Below are 20,632 nucleotides of genomic sequence, written 5' to 3' on the forward strand. Positions count from 1 at the left end.
CAATTGGCGGAAGTATGAGCCTGTGAATAGTATAACAAGTGGCCGCGTTGATATATAGTCGATCGCGGTGCTTCATATTACCGTGATCTTCATATGCAGGGGCTCATTGCCAGCCTGCCCCGAATAAGGTGCGATAGCAAAAATTGGCTATGCAGGGCATGGCCTGATCGCCATACCGTTATTTCTGCAATAGAAAAATGTATGTTTCCAGGATGCCTCCGTCCTCTGGAACGGGTACCTGTTCGTCCCGTTTATGCTAATTGACCACACGATATTAGAACGTGTCTTACACTCATGATCATCGCCTGCGGCACTCCTGAACTTTCGCACCTACGGTGCTCACGAGTCCGTTGTGTGTTGGTGCATGGGATGCGCATTCGCGCATCCCATGCACCAACACACAACCAGCGCGGCCGCGCAGCGGACACACGTGCGGGGGGCTCACGTACCCCCAACATGACGGAAGTCAGAGACGCTCTCTGAACGTGCCTGACTTCCGTCGTGTACGCCTTCTTTCCTCATGAGTTTTTGATTTCGGTGAGCTCACCACCTCTTTGTATGTTAGTGCATCGGGTGCGCATCCGCGCACCCGATGCACTAACATACAAAACCAGTGCGGCCGCGTAGCGGACGCCCGTGCGGGAACACTCACGCACCCCCAGCATGACGGGAGTCAGACACGCTCACATCGTAGATCGATGTACCTCCATGACAAAATTGAAAGATGTGGCTTCTTAGTGCTTTTTATAATGACGACGAGTGTACAAGTGACATCGCTTTTACGCATATATATGTACCCTCAACGAGAGTAAGACAGTCAAAGGGATTGTCCAGATAGAGACAAATGATATCGAAAGGAAAATTTCATGGCTACTACATCGGTACGCGAAGAAGTTCGTGGACAGGCTGGCAAAGAGCGTGCGGTCGAAGGCATGCCCCTCATTTTAGCTGCGTTGATGGCTCGTCGCGAGGAGCGCGAAGAAGTCGATGGCATTCAGCATCCGTTGCTGCTGGCCAGCCTGCTGGCTCGCCGCGAGGAGAAGGAAGAGGGCGAAGGTATTCAGCATCCGTTGCTGCTGGCTGCCTTGATGGGCCGCCGCCGCGAGCGAGAAGAGGGCGAAGGTATTCAGCATCCGCTGCTGCTGGCTGCCTTGATGGCGCGTCGTGGTGAAAAGGAAGAGGGCTTTGGCATTAGCCCGATCGTGCTGGCGACCCTGCTGGCGCGCCGCCGCGAGCATGAGGAGTCCGAGGGCATTAGCCCGATCGTGCTGGCGACCCTGCTGGCGCGCCGCCGTGCTGAAAAGGAAGAGGGCGAAGAGGGTTTCGGCATCACCCCGATCGTACTGGCGACCCTGCTGGCGCGCCGTCGTGAGCGCAGAGGCGGCATCAATCCAATCGTGCTGGCCGCTTTGATGGCGCGCCGCCGTGCTGAAAAGGAAGAGGGTGAAGAGGGCTTCGGCATCAGCCCGGTAGTGCTCGCCACCCTGATGGCCCGTCGCGAGGAGCGCGAAGAAGAGGGTATCAATCCTGTCGTGCTGGCTGCCCTGGCCTCCGTCCGCCGCGAGGAGCGCGAGAAGCAGACCGTCTAGTGTCACGTGGCACCCGGGGGGGGCGTCCTGTCTTTCAGGATGTAACGCGCCCCCTCTCGGGTGTCCGAGTGTACTCTTTTTATTTGTGGTATGGAAAAGCGCGCACCTTAGAGATGATGAAAGGGAAGCATGATCGTGAAAACTAACCCCGGACAATCGGCCGGTCAGAGCACCATAGATCCGATAGTCGAAGCACTTATCAAAGAGCTGATTGGTGGTGCTTCCTATCAAAAATCTTCATCGCGCGGTGAGGATAAGATTACGGCGGCCCTGGCGGAGGCTTATATGGCTTCATTGAAACCAGAGGAAAAGGCAAAGGCGACTTCGGAGGCATCCCTGGAAACGATCGTCCTCGCGGAGGCGCTGGCTCCCGCGCTGGCGGAGGCGCTGGCCCCGGTGCTGGCGGAAGAATTGGCTCCCGCGCTTGTCAAAGCCCTGGCGAAAATGCCAGACATCCTGGAAGGCAAGCAGGGAACAGGCCCCAAAAAAGGTTCGGACAAACAGAGTAGCGACTGATGATGTGGATGCGCCCCTCGTGGGCGCCTGTTCCTTTCCCATGCACGCCAAAGCACCTGTCGCGAACGGCTATTTGAGATCGAACAGGGGGCAGCGCTGGCGGAACTCTTCTACCATTTTGTCTACCTTCAGAATGGGCCTGTGCATGGCGGAAGGTGTTGAGACATTGAGGGTTAAGATCTTGCTGTTGATGCGGCGCAGAGCCTCGTCGTATTCAGCGGCGGCCTTCTCTACGGCGGCATTGAAGCGGCGCTTCTCGCTTTCAAAGGGAGCCAGCCTGCGCGTGGTCAGGCGCTGATGCTGCGAGATTAGATACTGAATCTTTTGTGTGGTCCGCTCCAGGTCGGTGTCGATCTGCCTCTGCAGCTCAATCTCTAAGGGCACAAAGCCATTATCCTTCAGGAGCTTGTTAGCCATGCTGTTCTCATCCCTGGCTGACATATCCAGCTGAAGCGGCTTCCCCATCCCCTTCAGATTCTCAAATTCCCCGCGCTCCTGCGCCTGGCGAATCATTTCTTCTACGTAGTCTCCCATGCGTCGTCCGCGATAGGTAGAACGCTGCTGCCCCTCAGCATCTACGCCTGGTTGCTCTGCTTTCTTGCGCCAATCGACAAATTTCATACACCACTCTCTCGTTCCTTATATAGAGATGTCTTTATTCCTTTCTTTCTCTATCTATTATAACGCGTTTGATGGCGCTGCGGGCAACCTCATAGGCGGCGGATAGCGGAATATTGTGCGCCTTCGCTACACGCTGGCACTCCTCGTACTCGGGCGCGGCCTGGATCAGCTCTCCACCCAGGCGCTTGACCTTGACCAGCATCGGACCCAGCTCGGTGTCGATGCGTACCTGTGCGCGCTGCGCCTTGAGACGGCGAATGTGCTGTATCCTGACGCCGAGCGTGGTCGTCTCACGCAGCAAGAGCAGGGCCAGTGGCTCGCCGAGCTCGGGCGCGCACATCACAGTCAGCAGGGTGGCGGGACGATTCTTTTTCATTTGAATTGGGGTGTAGGTGACATCCAGCGCACCGGCGCTAAAGAGCCGTTCCATCAGACCGCCCAGCAGTTCACCGGTCATGGTATCAAGATGGGTCTCGATCACGGCCACCCAATCGCTGTCGGCCGGTTGCCCGGTTACTGCTCCACTGGTGGCCGATTCGCCACCGGTCGACGCTGGCTGGCCAAAACACATGCGTAGCGCGCCGGGCCAGTTACGTCCAGCCGCTCCCAGGCCATAGGCGGTCCGTTCAATAGACATGGTGGGAGGATCGAAGCGCGCGTGGATCGCCAGCACGGCGGCGGCGATCGGCGTCACCAGTTCTTCCGGCAGGACGCTGGATTGCCAGAGCGCCGGTGACCGCCGTAGCACCTCCAGCGTCACCGGTGAGAGGACGGGCACGAATTGCTGTTCCTTCTCCACTACGCCGCTGGTGAGGGGCAGGGGAGAAGCAAAGACGCCGCCAGGGGCCAGTTCCCGCAGGCCCGCCAGTACGGCCAGCATCTCATACAGCGTAGAGGATGGCACGCGAATGGACTCGATAGGGACCGCCGAGACGGTCGCCTCGGCCTCCACCAGTCCGCGCAGACACGTCAGCACCTCATCGCGTAGATGGTCAGCCTGTAAACGACCCTCCCATTCAGACAGAGAATACCGCGCCTCGCTCTCCCCGCTCTTTATAAAGATCCGGGTTCCCTGTCCCTGTGCTTTGACTGATTCTATCTGATACGCCTCGGCGTCAGGGAACATCCGCGCCAGGGCCTCCCTCAGGCTGGCCAGCGGCAGACCGGCATCCACCAGCGCGCTCAACAGGAGATCGCCACTCACCCCCATTGAGCAATCGATATAGGCAATGGTATCCATAAAAATCCATCCATTCTGGTTTAAAACAGGCAAAGACCACCGTAGGTTCGGCCCTTGCGGCCGATTTTTCCTCGCTCGTTTTGATCATACGCATTTATACATAGAATGTATCATACATTTTCCTGGTGGCACAGTTCGTTTATGTCTGCCTGTAGCTTGCTTATAGCCGGTGAATACGTGACGCGATTCTGCTCGTGAGCGAGGCTAGCCGAAAGGGTATGGATGGCGTCATGCAGGCGATTGCGCACGGTACGGTCGGAGATTCCTAATGCCCGCGCCGCGTCCTTTTCCGTCTTGTCGGCCCAGTAGATCAACAGCACCACGGACCGCAGGCGCTCAGGGAGCCGGCTGACAACCTCAATCACCACGCTGGAATCAATTGAGCGCAGCATCAGATAGGCTTGCTCATCTTCAATATCCAGGGGGTTATGCATATAGTCAATACATGGAGACACATGATCCAGGCTTAACAGCAGGCGGCGAGGAATGCGGCGCCCCTTCTCGACGTGGGCTGTGCTGAGCCGTCCCTCGCGCAGCATAAACGAGTGATAGACGTGCATGCGTTCATAGCGCACACAGTGGATAAAGTTTTCTTCCCAGAAGTGGCGTAGGGGATCGAAGATGGCTTTTAAGATTGCTTCATTTAAATCTGAGCATAAATCTAAGCCCATATTCCGCTGCTCATCCCATCCCAATCCATAGCATTTTTGCACCACGCCATTGGCCCACCGCTCGTTTTTCGCCAGCGTGCCCGCCATGATTACCTCAGCGATACGCCGGCTCCCTGCGTGATCCTGTTGGCGACGAGCGAAACGCAAAGACTTAACCAGCACTTCGCGCGGTAACTCTGATCGTTCGACGACGCGCCAGAACTCCAATGAGTCATACACGGGCAATTCATTGAATATCTTAATGATATGCAGGCGCCGCTGTTCAATATCAATACTATATTTTTTACGGGATATCCCCACTACTTCCACCTGTTTCCCTCAAACTATTTACGCATAAAAAAGAATGTATTATGCATCAGTACCCATAAAAATCTCATGTGCGCTACTATATATCGGTGCCATGAAAAACGTCAATATCTATTAGCACACTTAATCCATCTTATATATAGTACCTGGAGTTTCCCAAAAAGCGGAAATGACATAAGGATATTTTTCCATGCTCTAATGAGAAAGCAAACGGGATGGGGGATGCGCACTGCGCATCCCCCATCCCGTTTGCTTTCTCATTAGAGCCGATTCTTCTTATTCGTCGGCGGCCTGGACGCGGTGGAGCTTGACGAAGTTGGTGCGGGCCCGGCTGGCAACGGGCAGCCCTCCCATGATGACCACGTATTCGCCTTGCTGAACCAGCTGATCTTCGATGAGGCGATGTTCAACGGCCTCGATCAGCTCTTCAGTAGTGCCCGTCAGCTCGATGCAGTGTGAACTGACACCCCAGCAGAGGGCAAGTTGGCGCCGTACCCTTTCCGAGGGGGTATAGGCCAGGATGGGGACGCGAGGACGGTCCTTGGAGATCAGGTGTGCCGTGTTGCCGGTGCGGGTAAAGACGACGATGGCCTTGACGCTCACCTCCTCGGAGAGGGCGCGCGCGGCATGGCTGACGGCCCGCGCCTGCGTGAGCCGCTGGTGTCTGGGCTGCTGCGCCGTGCGATTGCCCGCCTCAGTCTCCTGGGCGATGCGGACCATCATCTTGACCGCTTCAATTGGATAGGCTCCGGTGGCCGTTTCGGCGCTGAGCATGACCAGGTCGGTCTTGTCCAGGACGGCGTTTGAGACGTCGTTGACTTCGGCCCTGGTGGGGCGTGGATTGGTGATCATCGATTCTAACATCTGCGTGGCGGTAATCACCGGTAGCCCCAGTTCATTGCACCTGGCGATGATGTGCTTCTGGATCATGGGAACCTTTTCGGGGGCCATCTCGACGCCCAGGTCGCCGCGCGCGATCATGACGCCGTCGGTCACCTCAAGAATCTCATCCAGGCGGGCGATAGCCTCCGGCTTCTCAAGCTTAGCGATCAGAGGGATCGGCAAAGGATGCTTCTTGTAGTTCCCATTCTGCTGCAACTGGAGTTCGTGGATGAATTTCTTGGCCTCAAGGATGTCCTCTGGCTTGCGCACAAAGCTGAGGGCCACATAATCAACATCGTGCTCGATGCCAAAGCGTAGATCCTCGCGATCCTTCTCGGTCAAGGCGGGTGCGCTGACCGCCACCCCTGGCAGGTTGATGCCCTTATGTTCTCCCAGCGGACCCCCATGCACCACCTGGCAGCGCACATCGGTAGCGTTTTTATCCAGCACGCGCAGCTCCAGCAGACCATCGTTGAGCAGGATGCGGTCACCTGGCTGTACATCACCGGGAAGCTGTTGATAGGTGGTAGAGATGATCTCCGCTGTCCCCGGCACATCGCGGCTGGTAATGGTGACCTCCGCGTTATCGACCAGCATAACGGGTTTCTTATCCTGTAGCGAGCCAGTTCGGATTTTGGGTCCCTGCAAATCCTGTAAAATAGCGATGGGGCAACGCAAACGGTTAGAAACGGAGCGTATCCGTTCGATGACGACGGCATGTTCCTGGTGTGTACCATGTGAGAAATTGAGCCGTGCCACATTCATCCCGGCCCGCATCAGCTCCTCTAGTCTCTCCTCACTATTGGTGGCTGGTCCTATGGTACATACAATCTTGGTTCTACGCATGTTCTAAACTATCCTTTTTGCTTTTTTGTCCCTTCCGGGCGTCAGTTGCGATCATCCATGATAGCTTTACGATGCTTTCTCTATTGAGCGTTCGCCATCGAACATTTCAGCCATTCTGCCAGCATTATAGCATCCTTGATGGCTGGACAACATGTCCATGAAGTCTATATTCAAGCAGAGCTGTGTGGGGGAAATAAAAGGCCTATGAGCCATCCCAGATTTTTCAAAAATCCGAAAAAAAGTTGAGCGGGGTTCCCAGGGATGCCCAACCCCTGTAAGTTGAGCGGGGTTCCCAGGGATGCCCAACCCCTGTGAGTTGAGCGGGGTTCCCAGGGATGCCCAACCCCAGTAAGTTGAGCGGGGTTCCCAGGGATACCCAACCCCTGTAAGTTGAGTGAGGTTCCCAGAGGCGGTTAGCCCCTGTAAGTTGAGCGGGGTTCCCAGGGGCGGCTAGCCCCTGTGGGGGGTCCAGGGGTCTCCCCTGGCCTTCTCTTTCCCTATGGCGCCGCCCGCAGGGCGGCACCATAGGGGAAATTGGCTTCTCATCAAACGAAGACAATGAGCGGCTTGATGACACCATCAAGCTTTTTATCCATAATCTCGAAGGCCCCCTCCACCTGGTCGAACGAGAACGTGTGGGTCGTCATGAGCGTTGGATCAACGCGCTTTGTCTCCAGGACGCGCAGCAGCCGTTCCATGCGTAGCCGTCCACCGGTGCACAGGCCAGTAGTGATAGTCTTTTCCGCCATGCCGACGCCCCATTCGATGCGCGGGATGTGCACATAATCACCGTGTCCGTGGTAACCAATGTTGGAGATGGTGCCACCAGCTTTGGTGACCTTGATGGCGTTCTGGAAGGTGATATCTGATCCCAGCGCCTCAATGGCGGTGTCTACGCCCTGCCCATTCGTCAGATCAAGGATGTGCTGCACCGCGTCTTCTTTGGTGAAGTCTACGATGACATCGGCCCCATAGGTACGCGCCAGTTCTTGCCTGCGGGGAACCGACTCGACGCCGATTACCAATCCGGCGCCGCGCAACCTTGCCCCCACAGTTGCCATCAATCCTACTGGACCCTCTGCGAAGACCGCGACCGTTCCCCCGATGGGGATGTTGCCATTTTCAGCCCCCATAAAGCCGGTTGAGAGCATATCGGCGCAGTAGACCGCCATCTCATCGGGCACACTATCCGGGATAAGCGCCATATTAGCATCGGCCTCGTTGACGTGAAAGTACTCGGCGAAGACGCCATCCTTGGTATTGGAGAACTTCCAGCCACCTAGTGGCCCATTGGATTGAGAAGAATGCCCCGCCTGCGACGCCAGATCACCCCAATCAGGCGTAATGGCGCCTACCACTACCCGATCTCCTGGTTTGAAGAGCCTGACATTGCTGCCAACTTCGTGGACGATACCCACCGCCTCGTGCCCCAATGTCAAGTTCTCGCGTGGACCAATGGCGCCGCCAACTGTATGCGAGTCCGAGGTGCAAATAAGCGCCTTCGTCGTCCTGACGATTGCATCATCCGGACCCGGCCGGGGAACAGGCTTCTCTACAATTCCTACCTGACCAATCGCTTTCATGACAAACGCCTTCATCATATAATCCCTCCCTTGCATAATGGCCTCAGCCTGGAACTGCTAACATATCGTTTGAATAGGCAACTTCTCCTGATCGACTACCAAGGCTCTCTCCCTGGAAGACAGATATCTCCTCACCCCTCCCCATAACACCCCCCGATCTACCTTCCCACTATCCAGCATACATCCACCCCCTCTCATCCCCATCACAGCTCATCCCTATCCCCTCACAAAACAAAAAACTCTGCTGAAGGTGCCGGAGGGCGGCGAGCCCTCCTGTCGGGGGCCTTCAAAATTACCGTCGGCGCATCCAGGCAGGAGGTGCAGGAGGGCGGCAAGCTCTCCTGCCGGGGTGTGGGCGAGCATGCTGGGAGCATGCTCAAGTCCCCAACATCCCTCCTTCTCTCCCCTTTTCCACGGCTCCTAAGGGGAGGTGCAGGAGGGGCGACGAGCCCCTCCTGCCGGGGTGTGGGCGAGCATGCTGGGAGCATGCTCAAGTCCCCAACATCCCTTTCTCTCCTTCTCCCCGCCGAAGGCGGGGAAAGCCCCAGCGCCGCAGGCCCAAAAATCAGGCGCAACACGCAACATTGACAATTTCGCGGCAGCGTGCTATTCTAATCAAGCCGTAATTTAGAGCCACTATTATGTGCTGTGAAAACGTGGCGCTGCTGAAAATACAGCCCCCTTTGTGTGGGGCAGAGGTGGAATTAATAAAGCATGACTGTCAAAATTCGTTTAAAACGTACAGGGATGAAGAAAGCCCCTAGCTATCGTGTTGTGGTCGCTGATGCACGCTCTCCTCGTGATGGCCGCATTATCGAGAATATCGGTTGGTACAACCCACGCGTCGAGCCCTCCGCCATCAACATCAACGAGGAAAAAGCTCTCAGCTGGTTGAAAAACGGTGCGCAACCCACAGAGTCCGTTACTCTGCTCCTCAAGCGCGCTGGCATCCTTGACCGTTTCACACAAGAAAAGGCCGCTGCTAAAGCTGCTCCTGCCGCTGAATAAGTAGCGTCCGCTTACTGGCATCGGCCAGGTTGTATCTGAAGTAAGGATACTATATGCGGAAATTGATTGAGTATGTAGCTCAGTCATTGGTGGACGACCCTTCCGCCGTTCAGGTGCGTGAAGTTCGCAACGATCGTAACGCACTCGTGCTTGAATTGCACGTGGGGGCCGATGACTTTGGTAAAGTGATTGGTCGCCAGGGGCGTGTCGCCAAAGCGATGCGTACACTGCTACGCGCGGGCGGCACCCGTGAAGGTCGTCATACCTCACTTGAGATTCAATAACCAGAGTCTTTCTCAGGCTGGTCAGACAGAAATAGAGCTACGTGCTATGCAAAACACGACAGAATGGGCTACTATCGGAAAAATAGTGGCCCCTTTTGGTATTCGGGGCGAGGTGAAGGTCTTTCCACTCAGCGATGTACCCGATCGCTTTGTGTCGCTGGAGACCGTCTACCTGGCGCCCGACCATCATCGCTTCTCCATTGCGGGGGTGCGCCCCTACAAGGGAGATATGCTGCTACTCAAATTTAAGGGTATCGATGACGCCAACGCTGCTGAGAAATTGCGGCAACGCGATATTGTGATTCCTCTCTCCGAACTGGCCACCTTGCCTCCCGATTCATACTATCAGCATGATATCCTCGGCCTGCGCGTCCTGCGCATGAGCGGTGAGGAGGTCGGTGTGATTACCGATATCTGGACCACCGGGGGGAATGACGTTTACGTCATCAAAGGAACGCAAGGTCAGCAGATTTTGATCCCGGCCATCAAAGAGGTCATCAAACAGATTGACCTGATCCGGAAGGTGATGTATATTGATCCTATGAAGGGGTTGTTGGATGATGAGGCGGTAATAGATGATCCTGATCAAAAAGAGATCGAATAGCCAGGTGAATGTACCATCTGTACGTATAAGGGGTCGAAGCGGCGGTATTCAGCATCATGCGTCAGCGCAGGCGCGCACACTGAGGATCGCATCTCGTGGCTCTTATGCTACAAACGGCACAGTGAAACGAAAAAGAGCGTTTAGTCGTGTCTGTAATTGGTACCTTGTGTTTCTACTGCTGTTGCGTTGATTGTATAACACGCCGCAGTATATCCTGTAGGGGGAGGAAATTTATGTCCGACCACATCCCGACTCTTGCTGATGTTTGTAGCGCCATTGCTGAAGGAAGACTGACTGCCGCCTCTGATGGCTCTACCTATCAGGTCAATGCGTTTGAGTTGCGTCGCCACTTCAATAAACGTTACTCCCTTCCCACTATTTCTTTTCTGGAAAATATCCTCTCGCCCGCCCATTCCGATTCTTGTGACTCCACCAATCTCGACCTCTGCAGCTTTGGCCGCTAAGGTCTTTTTTTGTGGTGCCGCCGACGGCGGCACCACAAAATAGAGAAGGCCAGGGGAGACCCCTGAACCCCCCACAAACAAGGAAGTTCTGACCGCTTTCCTGAAATGACCCAAAAATGACAAAAAACTCTTGACCTGGAGCACTCTAGGTATGGCATACTATCTCCATGTCACGTGATACACATACAAATATAAAAATGCCTCTCCACTTTACCCTGCAGGAAGTGGTTCAGAGAAGCGGTCTGAGCGAGCATACCCTCCGTTACTACGAACGGATTGGCTTGCTCGACCGAGTAGGCCGGGACAGCAGCAGTAACCATCGGAAATATACTGCGGAAGATGTCCAGAATATTGAGACTCTGGCGTGCTTACGAACAACAGGTATGTCAATTGCTGATATGCGGACGTATTTTGCGCTTCTCAAAGATGGAAAAGCGGCTGCCGATCAACAACTTGCGCTCTTCGAAGCTCAGAAAAAAGCCCTGGAGCACGAGCTGGCGCAGAAGCAAGAGCATCTTCGCTATCTGGAGCAAAAGGTCGCATACTGGAAAGCAGTCCAGCGTGGCGACGATGCCAGGGCACAAGAGATAGGGAAGATCGCCTCCGGGCTGGCACAACAGATTATTACAGAAACATAAGAAGTATGCTTGAAAGGAATGATCATGAGCATAGCTATCATCACTGGCGGAAGCCGAGGACTGGGGAAAGATATGGCGATGCAGATCGCCGCTAAAGGGAACGATGTTATTCTAACCTACAACAGCAAAAAAGAAGAAGCAGAAGCCGTGGTCACTGCGATCGAGAAGCAGGGCCGTAAAGCGGTCGCGCTGCACCTCGACGTGTCCGATACAACGTCCTTTGCCGCCTTTGCATCTGCGGTCACGGAGACACTTAAACGCACGTGGAACAGGGATACATTTGACTTCCTCGTCAATAATGCGGGATTTGGCATCTACGCGACCTTCACCGAGACGACCGAAGCACAATTTGACCAGATGGTCAATGTGCATTTTAAGGGGACCTTCTTCCTCACCCAAACCCTGCTCCCCTTGATGGCGGATGGTGGACGCATCATCAACATCTCAACCGGACTCACGCGCTTTACCCCTGCAGGCAATAGTGTCTATGCGGCCGTCAAGGGGGCCATCGAGGTGCTGACTCGCTACCTGGCAGTTGAGCTTGGTCCGCGAGGCATCGTGGTCAATACCGTGGCTCCAGGGGCCATTGCAACGGACTTTGAAGGGGGCATCGTGCGTGATAACAAAGACTTCAACCAATTGGTGGCCTCACAGATCGCCCTTGGTCGTGTCGGTCAACCAGAAGACATTGGCGGGGTCGTTGCCGCTCTCCTCTCCCAGGAGACCGGTTGGGTGAATGCGCAGAGAATAGAAGTGTCAGGTGGCATGAGACTTTAGAAGCGAAAGAGAACCTCATGCTGGAAACAGCGCCGCGATGGGAACGGCGCTCATTTAATCGGAGAAGAGGGTCGTGCACGACCCTCTTCTAACTACCAGGCTGTGTAGAGAAGATCAGGGGAGACCCCTGTGAACCCCGCGGAACCTGTTTGGCGAATTTCCATAAGCTGGCTGTGGAATGAGAATGCGAAAAGTTGCGCAGTTGGATGCGAACGACTATAATATGACTTGAATTTCAGCGGGCTGCTTTAATCAGCGACCTGTTGATCGATATTATCATAAGATTTGCTCGACCCGGCATATTTCTGATCTTTCTTAGAAGAGATGTGTCTCACGGCCGCCTGCAATAAACAGCATAGGAATATGCGCTATGCGGTCTTGAAGGAAAGGTATGGTATGGAGCCACTTAATTCAGACTATGAAGTTGTTGTTCGTGAACCGAACCCCCGTGCGCGTTTTAACTGGCTATATGTTTTCCCGATTCTGGGGGGGCTGTGGCTGCTCTATTTGCTTCTGGCAGCTGTCTTCCAGTTTCCGGTAACCGGCGCCGTCGATCCCGTCATGGGGCTTATGCTGGTGATGTTTTTTGTCATGGCCGGTCTGCTGTTCTGGGCCCTGGCTCCCAGAGCTCGTCACTAAACCGGTTACTCGCGCTTCCATAATGAGACATACACCGTTCTTGCAAGCCTGTGTATGTCTCATATTCTGTACTCTATAACCATCTCCGCTTTCTCCACCATGAGATCCACGTCCATCCCCTTGAGATCAGATATTCTGAAACTATTGATCCGCGCCCAATCGTGTTAAAAGGTGTTGTGGTCGCTATAGCCGACCACTTCACAAAGCTGCTTGCCAGCGTGCATAATAAAAACTGACAGGACCGTTCCAGCTTGCGCTCGCGGCCTTGTTGTCACCCTATACAGTGATATCAGGTGGCTGATATTTTGGTTTTCGTATCGCATACGCTTTGCCGCATGTTTACCAGCTACCTGCATACACAAGGAAATTGGGATTTAAAGCGTACGATGCTTGTATAGTGAGGAGTACTTATGACAACTGCAGAAACGACTTCCCAGGTGCAACAATGGACAAATCTTGCCCAGCAATTACGTGTTGATAGTATCCGTTCGACGACCGCGGCAGGTTCTGGACATCCTACCTCTTCGATGTCGGCGGCCGATCTGATGTCGGTCTTGATGCTGAGCCACCTGCATTACGATTATGATGATCCGAAGAATCCCGCTAACGACCACTTCATCCTGTCCAAAGGGCACGCGGCGCCGCTGCTGTATTCGATGTTTAAGGCGGCGGGGGCGATTGAAGATGAAGAACTGCTGACGCTGCGCAAGTTTGGTAGCCGCCTGGCCGGTCATCCTACACCTGAGATTCCATGGGTGGATGTGGCGACCGGTTCTCTGGGACAGGGCCTGCCGGTCTCGGTCGGTATCGCGGCTGTGGGCAAGTACCTGGATAAACTCCCTTACAAGGTCTGGGTTCTGCTGGGTGATAGTGAGATGGCTGAGGGCTCTAACTATGAAGCCTTCCACCTGGCCGAGCATTACAAGTTGAATAATCTGATCGCGATTATCGACTGTAACCGTCTGGGACAGCGCGGTGAGACTGAACTGGGTTGGAATACCGAGGCTTACGCGGCCCGCGCCCGTGGCTTTGGCTGGAATGCGATCGTGATCGATGGCCACAATTATGAGGAGATCGATCAGGCCTATCGCCAGGCCGCCGAGACCACCGATCGCCCGACAGTCATCGTCGCCAAAACTATCAAGGGTAAGGGGGTCTCCTTCCTGGCCGATAAAGAGGGTTGGCATGGGAAGCCATTGAACCAGGAGCAGGCCGAGCAGGCTATCAATGAGTTGAACCCCGCGGCTCGCAGCATGGTCTATCCTGTGCAGAAGCCGAACCCCGCCAAACCCGCGCCGCTGGGAGAGAAGAAGCCCCTTGAACTGCCACGTTACGAATTGAACTCATCTGAGGCGACTCGTAAAGCCTACGGTGATGCGCTGGTCGCGCTCGGCGCCGCCAATCCCGAGGTGGTGGTGATGGATGGTGAGGTCAGCAACTCTACCTACGCCAACGAGTTCGCCAAGGCCTATCCCGATCGCTACTTCGAGCAGTATATCGCGGAGCAGCAGATGGTGGCCTTTGCCGTTGGTACGCAGGTCCGAGGGAAGATCCCCTTCGCTTCGAGTTTCGCGGCCTTCCTGTCGCGTGCCTATGACTTTATCCGCATGGGCGCGGTCTCACAGGCCAACATTCGCCTCTCCGGCTCACATGCCGGCGTCTCAATCGGTGAGGATGGTCCCTCGCAGATGGCCCTGGAGGATCTGGCGATGATGCGCGCGGTCTGGAATAGTACGGTGCTCTATCCCTGTGATGCCAATCAGGCGGCTAAGCTGGTCGCGGAGATGGCCGATCACGGTGGCATCTGTTATATCCGCACGACGCGCGAAAAAACACCCGTCATCTATGGTCCCGATGAGACCTTCCCTGTCGGCGGCAGTAAGATCCTGCGTCAATCTGATAAGGACGATGCGGCCGTCGTGGCGGCGGGTATCACGCTGCATGAGGCCCTGCAGGCTTACGATCAGCTCAAGAGCGAGGGTATCAATATCCGCGTCATCGATGCCTACTCGGTCAAGCCTATCGACGACGAGACCCTGCTGGCGGCGGCCGCTGAGGCCGGTGGTAAGATTATCACGGTCGAGGATCACTGGCCCGAGGGCGGATTGGGCGAGGCCGTGCTGGAAGCGTTCGCGCAGGCTTCTGTCCCCATGCCACAGGTCATCAAAATGGCCGTTGAGTCGATGCCAAGCTCCGGAAAGCCTGCCCAGCTGCTCGAAGCCGCTGGCATCAGTGCCCACGACATTGTCCAGGCCGTCAAAACCCTGGTCCGAGGTGTCAAATAACATTATTCATATATAGCTATAGCCAAAAGTGATAAGGTGGAGCGGCTGCGCATATGCGCAGCCGCTCCACCTTATCACTTTTGGCTATATATCTACCGCCCTTGAAACTGAACCACTGCTTCTCGCGTGTCCCTAGCAGAATTGATTAACATTTTTATATCTTGATAGCAGCGAGGGGGTATTCTATGTCTAGTAAAACTGCTTCATTCCTTATTAATCCCCGGGCAGGCGAGAATACGGCGAAGTTGTCGGATATTCTGGCCGTGCTGGCGGCGGGTGGATACAAGACTACGATCGCTTTAAAAGAGTATGGCAAGCATATTATGGCTCTGTCACGCGAGGTGACACTGGGCAAGAAGAGTGATGTGGTTATTGCCTATGGTGGCGATGGTACGCTGAATCAGGCCGTCAATGGTGTGATGAGCGTGAAGGGTAAGCGACCGACGGTGGCGCTGATCCCCGGTGGGACCGCGAATGTGTGGGCCGGTGAGGTTGGTATTCCAACCGATCCTGTGAAGGCCGCATTGGCCCTGCTCAATAGTGAGACGCGCAAGGTGGATGTGGGGCGTATCTCGTTACGCTCGATCGCTTTTCCGGGCGACGATAAGCCCTCGATTGAACTCGCTAAAGCTGGTAAGAAGGCTTCTGAGGAGAGCGGGCAGGTGCGCCACCACTTCCTGTTGATGGCGGGCATCGGCCTGGACGCGGCCATCATGAGCGGCGTCTCCAAGCCGTTAAAGTACCAGATTGGACCCTTCGCCGTTGCTGCGTCCGCTGCTAAAGAAGTGCCTGCGCAGCACCCTTTCCCGGTTGAGATTCTGGTTGGTGAGGGGAACGATTCGCTCTGGCGGGGCGAGGCAATCCAGATCGTGCTGGGCAATACGCGCCGCTACGCCAAGGTTGAGCGCATTACGCCGGATGCCTACGTAGACGATGGCGCCATCGATGTCTGCGTGATTACATCTGGCAATGCATTGACGACCATGCAACAGCTGTCGTCGCTGCTGCTGCGCCAGAAGCCGGACAACACGACTGCCGAGTACTTCAAGGGTGCCCATCTGCGCATCAGAGTACCGGCCAGCGCCCCCTTACAGGTAGATGGCAGCTCGATCAAGCTCAAAGATTACCTGAGCTCCAGCGACTGGGAAAGATTGGCGCATTTAAATAAGGAGGCCCTGGACCAGGTCTATATCACTTATCAGATCGATACGCTGCCTCAGGCCCTGCCGGTCGCTATTCCCAGGACGTATGATGAGGAGCTGTTTGAGCACGCCTACCATCCGGCCGATAAAGATCGTGTTGACAATGGAGAAGCAGATCCGGCCCCGACCCAGAGGGTCAGGCATGGCCTCTTCAGTCGCCACCGTAAAGATGATCCAAAGGCCGTCGATACCGCCGCCCAGAAGCATACGACCGCGGTAGAGACGCTGACGGAGTCGGAGCTGCACAGCGAAGATGATAAATCTGAGCGGGAGATGGAGCACGTCAAGGAACTGAGCAAAGAGCTGCCCGATGTGATGGATGCCCTGGCCTCCAATGGACGCAAGGTAGCCGTCTACGGTAAAGCTCCCAATGCCTCCGCGCCCAACACCTATGTGATCGCCGGAGAGGTCCAGAAGAGATCGGGCCAGTCCGATCCAGGCGCGGTAATTGTGAACGAGAAGACCACCATCTTCGACCACCAGGGACGCCGCATCTCCAATCTGGAGGCCGCCATGCGCGACCTGGCCGAGGGCGCGGTGATCATCGTCGATGGCAAGTGCAGCAAGCGCAATGTGGTCCAGGCCAAACGCCTGGTGCTACCATAAGGCCGCCTCTCATCCCCTTTTTATTGTTGAACCTTTTCAGCGTTTACCATACATAGGATCAACAATAAATCTCGTCTGAGATGCCTCGGCCCGCATGCGGGAGTCAATTGTATATTAGTGGTGCTGCACTATCATAAGTGTGTGAGTGCGACAGGGGTGCGAATGCACCCCTGTCGCACTCACACAAAAAACAGTGCGGACGCCCGTGCAGACGCCCGTGCGGAGGCGCTCACGCCCCACCAACGCGAGAAAAGTGAGGCGCCTGCGCTTCTCAGACCTGTAGGACTGAAAGGAGCTTATTCACGCCTATGCGCTACCATCTACGAGAACACGCCTGGGGCTTGACCGACACCTTTACTGTACGCGACGACGCCGGAAATGCTGTCTTTGAAATCCACGGCAAATTTTTCCACGTGGGCGATAACCTGGTGATGCGGGACCTCTATAGCGGCCAGGAGCTGGTCCATATCAAGCAAAGAGTGATCTCTCTGCGACCCAGCTATGATATTTTCCGCAATGGCGAGCACTGGGCCAACGTGCATGAGCAGTTCCGCTTCTTTGGTGAGCGCTTCAAGGTCCAGGGTGACAATGGTATGGTCTTCCATATCGATGGCGACCTCTGGGCCTGGAACTTCGCCATTAGCGACGACGCCGGAAACCTGTTGGGGCGCGTCGGTCGTGAGTTTTCGCTGTTCCACGAGAGCTACGGCGTCGATGTCGCCAACGGCGTGGATGCTCCCTTCATCATCGCCCTCGCCGTCGTGCTTGAAATGGTGAAAGATCATCAAGAAGATCATTAACACGAGTAGAGTATATGACGGCCCCGACGCTCTCGCGTCGGGGCCGTCATATACTCTACTCGTGTAAGCACTTTGCCTCAGCTTGCCAGCGAGGGTTTATTGCTGATCGGTTTGGTTTCGTCTTTATGGACGAGCGTGCCGGTCCAGGGAGTGCCGAGCAGCGGGAGCAGGTAGCGGTCGATGCCGTAGTAGCCGCCGATCCTCCAGGCCAGGACCAGGAACAGGGCCAGCGTACCAATTACCGGGTTGATGCTCACAGCACCTGCCAGCATGAAGTTCAGGTTCATGAAGACTCCGAAGAAGGCCGCGATACCGGTCAGGGCACCGAAGATCAGGCCGAGACCGACCAGGATCTCACCAAAGGTGATGACGTAGGCGAAGACCGCCGCGTTCGGCAGAGCCACGTTTTGCAGGAAGGCCGCGTACCAGCCCTGTACCGCTGGATGGGCTCCCGTAGCCTGGGCCAGTGCGCCCGCCACAAAGCCTTTCATGGCCGCGCCGTCATGTCCACTGAACACCCAGGGACCACCTCTGGCCGCCTCGCCAAATGAGCCGATGGCGATTGAATGGCCGGTCAGCTTCTCGAAGCCGGCGGTGATCCACTCATATCCTACATACAGGCGAACGATAAGCCACAGCCATGCCATCCGTGTATCGGCAAACAGGAAGCGAGCAATCGGAGGCTCTGAAATCTGTGTGGCTGTGCGTGGTTGAATTGCTTGAAACTGACGCATGATCGAATCTCCTTTTCGAACATCGATATAATTAAATCTTGATAATAGCGTGCTACAAAATTCTGTTTCTTTGCTTGAGCCAGCCAGAACCCCGCCCACTTGCCACCCACTCTTCTCTTTTCCGTCTCCCTCGTGTTCTCTCTGTATCTCTTACACCCATAGAATAAGCCCTTCCCATCTCATAAAGATCACAAAAACGACAAAAGAAGTCACCGGGACTTCACAATACGCATCTCTGTATTGTGAAGTCCCGGTGACGTTCGCGATGAGCGACAGGCGTTACTCTGCGGGATGATAACTATTTATGCCGCAGTAACTGTTGCAGGCTTTGATAGAGTCCCAGGAAGTTGGGCGTACCAAGACCGGTTGGATAATTCCAGCCAGGCGTGGCTTGATAGTAGATATTATTCCCCTGCGTGATGTTATAGAAGGGATGATATCTCGACTCACGCGCCTGGGCGGCGTACCAGCCGGAAGGGCCGAAGAAAAAGTGTTTCATATTATGCTTGAAGGCGCCATTCAAAACCGCCATGCCAGAGGCGACCAGTGGTGTAGCCGCGCTGGTACCATCACAGATTCCCCACTGGTACTGCATGTAACACACATTCTTGGTCGCGGCCGCGGCCAGGTCAGGCAATTGGCGATAACCCGTGGAATACCTGTTTTGTAGTCCGGCGATAGATGCCCTGCTCTGCTGTTGCCAGATTGGTGCCTTGAAGGCAGTGCTAACCCCGCCTCCTGATCCCCATGAATTGTTGCAGGTGCTGTGATCAGCGGTGCTATCGGACCATGCGGTCTCACTGGCCCGCTGCCCACTCATATCGGTTTGGAGCATGGTGCCGCCCGTCGCAACTACCCAAGGATCGCTGGCCGGGAAACTCACACCGAGCTGACCATAAATTCCGCTGCTGAAAGCGGCGCAATCGCCAGTGGCAACAAAGACGGTCATATGCTCAACTTCAGTCAGAATCTGCAAGCTTTGATTGATCATCATCAGGTCGTTATTTGTAATCGCGGATTCATCGCCCCCAAAGCTCATGCTGATGACCGCCCCTGAATGGGTATTATGACGGTAGTCACCGATGATGCGCTGCAGCAGGTCGTTGATGACCACGAAATCATCCCCGCCACGTTGATAGGCCCCTGCCCCATCTCCCTGGTAGTCAACGATCTGTGCGTCAGGTGCTACACTGGCAACCGTGTCGATATCGAGGGTAGATTCATCAAAAAAGCCTGTCGGCACTTGCGGTGCTCCATCCAAAGTGATTGTGTCCAGCGTGCCTTTAAAATTCGCGCAGTTCAAGAAGGCATTGACGTCATCTAGATTATAGGTATCGTATGGCTCGACCAGCAACACTTTTTGACCCTGACCATACCAGCCCTTTTGCTGGAAAGGCGCCAGGCCATAGGTTTGCACATAATCGGAGGGCAGCAGAATAGGTGCCGTCCAGGCGGATTTATTGGTGATCGGAGTACAATCGACGCCCATGCTGTTTTGTCGATGTCGCGCTGATGCCGTTACTGCTGGCTGAAAAAAGCCACCTGGATGCGCAGGATGACTATAGTTATCCAGACCACTTACTGCCAGGATCGCGCCCGCTATCTGTGCCGGCACCTTTGGCATCTGATGGGGATCGGGTGTATAGAAGCTGCGATTGTTGAGGCTGTGTATGACGAATTTCGTCTGCATCAACATTGCCAGTTCGCCAGCCTTGATATCGATCGTCATCCATGTACGCGTCTGGTTCAGATTGATGGTTGCGTCTTTGATACCAAAGTACTGCTTAAATTGTTGATATGCCTGTTCGTTGATGCCCAGCTTCTTCGCCATATCATCGCTGTTCTGCTGACTGCTGCTGTCGGATCCATTGCTATCGAACTTCTTGATGGCATTGGGATCAATCTTAAATGTGACACCCACATGCAATACCTGGTTAGCCGGCAGTGTGCCGGTCACCGGGGCTGTGAGTGCCTGCTGAGGAATATCCAGCTTGAGTGTCTGGTATTGCAGGTTCGATGTGGGTGTCGGTGTGGCCTCACTGGATGCCGTATCTCCCAGCTCACAGCTGGTGAGCGTTAATAAACAGATGCATAGCAAGCACAAAACTGTTATCCGCTTGCACAATTTTCGTAGAAACATGAAATAATGAAAACCTCCACATATAATGAATTCGCATGTATGCATATAATCCGCCCCACCAGATCTCCATTCCCTATGCGCACACATTATATGTATTGTTCGGATTGTAAACAATGGAAATAATTACCAATATTGTGTGAGCCAGCTCATATTTTCCGCCCATCCAGCACCATCCATTAAAATACAATGAAGAAACC

At 54.9% G+C, this 20,632-nt stretch carries 19 protein-coding genes; 12 read left to right on the forward strand and 7 right to left on the reverse strand.

The window, feature by feature from the left end:
- The first annotated feature begins 866 nt into the window (after positions 1 to 866).
- A complete protein-coding gene (locus KTT_RS19445) occupies positions 867 to 1,589 on the forward strand; it encodes a hypothetical protein (RefSeq protein ID WP_126597579.1) in 723 nt (240 codons plus the stop codon).
- A gap of 135 nt (positions 1,590 to 1,724) precedes the next feature.
- Positions 1,725 to 2,105 (forward strand): hypothetical protein, encoded by a 381-nt coding sequence (locus tag KTT_RS19450; RefSeq protein WP_126597580.1) that lies wholly within the window; start codon positions 1,725 to 1,727, stop codon positions 2,103 to 2,105.
- A 69-nt stretch (positions 2,106 to 2,174) separates the two neighbouring features.
- Here the strand turns inward: KTT_RS19450 and KTT_RS19455 are convergent, their stop codons facing one another.
- The 5 genes from KTT_RS19455 to KTT_RS19475 form a co-directional block, all read right to left on the reverse strand.
- Complete coding sequence (locus KTT_RS19455) at positions 2,175 to 2,726, reverse strand: DnaJ family domain-containing protein (protein ID WP_126597581.1); 552 nt, start codon at positions 2,724 to 2,726, stop codon at positions 2,175 to 2,177.
- A 34-nt stretch (positions 2,727 to 2,760) separates the two neighbouring features.
- Positions 2,761 to 3,966, reverse strand: a complete 1,206-nt coding sequence (gene larC2 / locus KTT_RS19460) for a nickel pincer cofactor biosynthesis protein LarC2 (protein WP_126597582.1) — start codon at positions 3,964 to 3,966, stop codon at positions 2,761 to 2,763.
- A 110-nt stretch (positions 3,967 to 4,076) separates the two neighbouring features.
- On the reverse strand, positions 4,077 to 4,937 hold the full coding sequence (locus KTT_RS19465; protein WP_126597583.1) for an RNA polymerase sigma factor: 861 nt from the start codon (positions 4,935 to 4,937) through the stop codon (positions 4,077 to 4,079).
- A 282-nt stretch (positions 4,938 to 5,219) separates the two neighbouring features.
- Positions 5,220 to 6,671, reverse strand: coding sequence for a pyruvate kinase (gene pyk, locus KTT_RS19470; protein ID WP_126597584.1), 1,452 nt, complete (start codon positions 6,669 to 6,671; stop codon positions 5,220 to 5,222).
- A gap of 545 nt (positions 6,672 to 7,216) precedes the next feature.
- Positions 7,217 to 8,269, reverse strand: coding sequence for an NAD(P)-dependent alcohol dehydrogenase (locus KTT_RS19475; RefSeq protein ID WP_126599738.1), 1,053 nt, complete (start codon positions 8,267 to 8,269; stop codon positions 7,217 to 7,219).
- 699 nt (positions 8,270 to 8,968) lie between these two features.
- Between KTT_RS19475 and rpsP the strand changes: the two genes are divergently transcribed.
- The 10 genes from rpsP to KTT_RS19525 all read left to right on the forward strand — a co-directional run bounded on the left by rpsP (position 8,969) and on the right by KTT_RS19525 (position 17,561).
- Positions 8,969 to 9,262 carry a 30S ribosomal protein S16 gene (gene rpsP, locus KTT_RS19480; protein WP_126597585.1) on the forward strand — a complete coding sequence of 98 codons (294 nt, stop codon included), beginning with the start codon at positions 8,969 to 8,971 and terminating at the stop codon, positions 9,260 to 9,262.
- Positions 9,263 to 9,315: 53 nt separating this feature from the next.
- Positions 9,316 to 9,546, forward strand: coding sequence for a KH domain-containing protein (locus KTT_RS19485; RefSeq protein WP_126597586.1), 231 nt, complete (start codon positions 9,316 to 9,318; stop codon positions 9,544 to 9,546).
- 46 nt (positions 9,547 to 9,592) lie between these two features.
- Positions 9,593 to 10,150: a ribosome maturation factor RimM gene (rimM, locus tag KTT_RS19490; RefSeq protein WP_126597587.1), complete on the forward strand. Its 558-nt coding sequence runs from the start codon at positions 9,593 to 9,595 to the stop codon at positions 10,148 to 10,150.
- Between the two features lie 233 nt (positions 10,151 to 10,383).
- Positions 10,384 to 10,614: a hypothetical protein gene (locus KTT_RS19495; RefSeq protein ID WP_126597588.1), complete on the forward strand. Its 231-nt coding sequence runs from the start codon at positions 10,384 to 10,386 to the stop codon at positions 10,612 to 10,614.
- A gap of 167 nt (positions 10,615 to 10,781) precedes the next feature.
- On the forward strand, positions 10,782 to 11,252 hold the full coding sequence (locus tag KTT_RS19500; RefSeq protein ID WP_218030928.1) for a MerR family transcriptional regulator: 471 nt from the start codon (positions 10,782 to 10,784) through the stop codon (positions 11,250 to 11,252).
- An 18-nt stretch (positions 11,253 to 11,270) separates the two neighbouring features.
- Positions 11,271 to 12,029, forward strand: a complete 759-nt coding sequence (locus tag KTT_RS19505; RefSeq protein ID WP_126599742.1) for an SDR family NAD(P)-dependent oxidoreductase — start codon at positions 11,271 to 11,273, stop codon at positions 12,027 to 12,029.
- Positions 12,030 to 12,425: 396 nt separating this feature from the next.
- Complete coding sequence (locus KTT_RS19510) at positions 12,426 to 12,668, forward strand: hypothetical protein (protein ID WP_126597589.1); 243 nt, start codon at positions 12,426 to 12,428, stop codon at positions 12,666 to 12,668.
- Between the two features lie 410 nt (positions 12,669 to 13,078).
- The gene (locus KTT_RS19515) at positions 13,079 to 14,953 is read left to right on the forward strand and encodes a transketolase (protein ID WP_126597590.1); all 1,875 of its coding nucleotides are present in this window, start codon (positions 13,079 to 13,081) and stop codon (positions 14,951 to 14,953) included.
- A 185-nt stretch (positions 14,954 to 15,138) separates the two neighbouring features.
- The gene (locus KTT_RS19520) at positions 15,139 to 16,761 is read left to right on the forward strand and encodes a diacylglycerol/lipid kinase family protein (RefSeq protein WP_126597591.1); all 1,623 of its coding nucleotides are present in this window, start codon (positions 15,139 to 15,141) and stop codon (positions 16,759 to 16,761) included.
- Between the two features lie 308 nt (positions 16,762 to 17,069).
- Complete coding sequence (locus tag KTT_RS19525; RefSeq protein WP_126597592.1) at positions 17,070 to 17,561, forward strand: LURP-one-related/scramblase family protein; 492 nt, start codon at positions 17,070 to 17,072, stop codon at positions 17,559 to 17,561.
- Between the two features lie 77 nt (positions 17,562 to 17,638).
- Here KTT_RS19525 and KTT_RS19530 read toward each other — a convergent pair whose 3' ends face one another.
- Positions 17,639 to 18,295, reverse strand: coding sequence for a DoxX family membrane protein (locus KTT_RS19530; protein WP_126597593.1), 657 nt, complete (start codon positions 18,293 to 18,295; stop codon positions 17,639 to 17,641).
- A gap of 298 nt (positions 18,296 to 18,593) precedes the next feature.
- The gene (locus tag KTT_RS19535) at positions 18,594 to 20,393 is read right to left on the reverse strand and encodes a S53 family peptidase (RefSeq protein ID WP_160145984.1); all 1,800 of its coding nucleotides are present in this window, start codon (positions 20,391 to 20,393) and stop codon (positions 18,594 to 18,596) included.
- Positions 20,394 to 20,632 lie beyond the last annotated feature (239 nt).

The sequence above is a fragment of the Dictyobacter aurantiacus genome (assembly GCF_003967515.1).
Lineage (GTDB): Bacteria > Chloroflexota > Ktedonobacteria > Ktedonobacterales > Ktedonobacteraceae > Dictyobacter > Dictyobacter aurantiacus.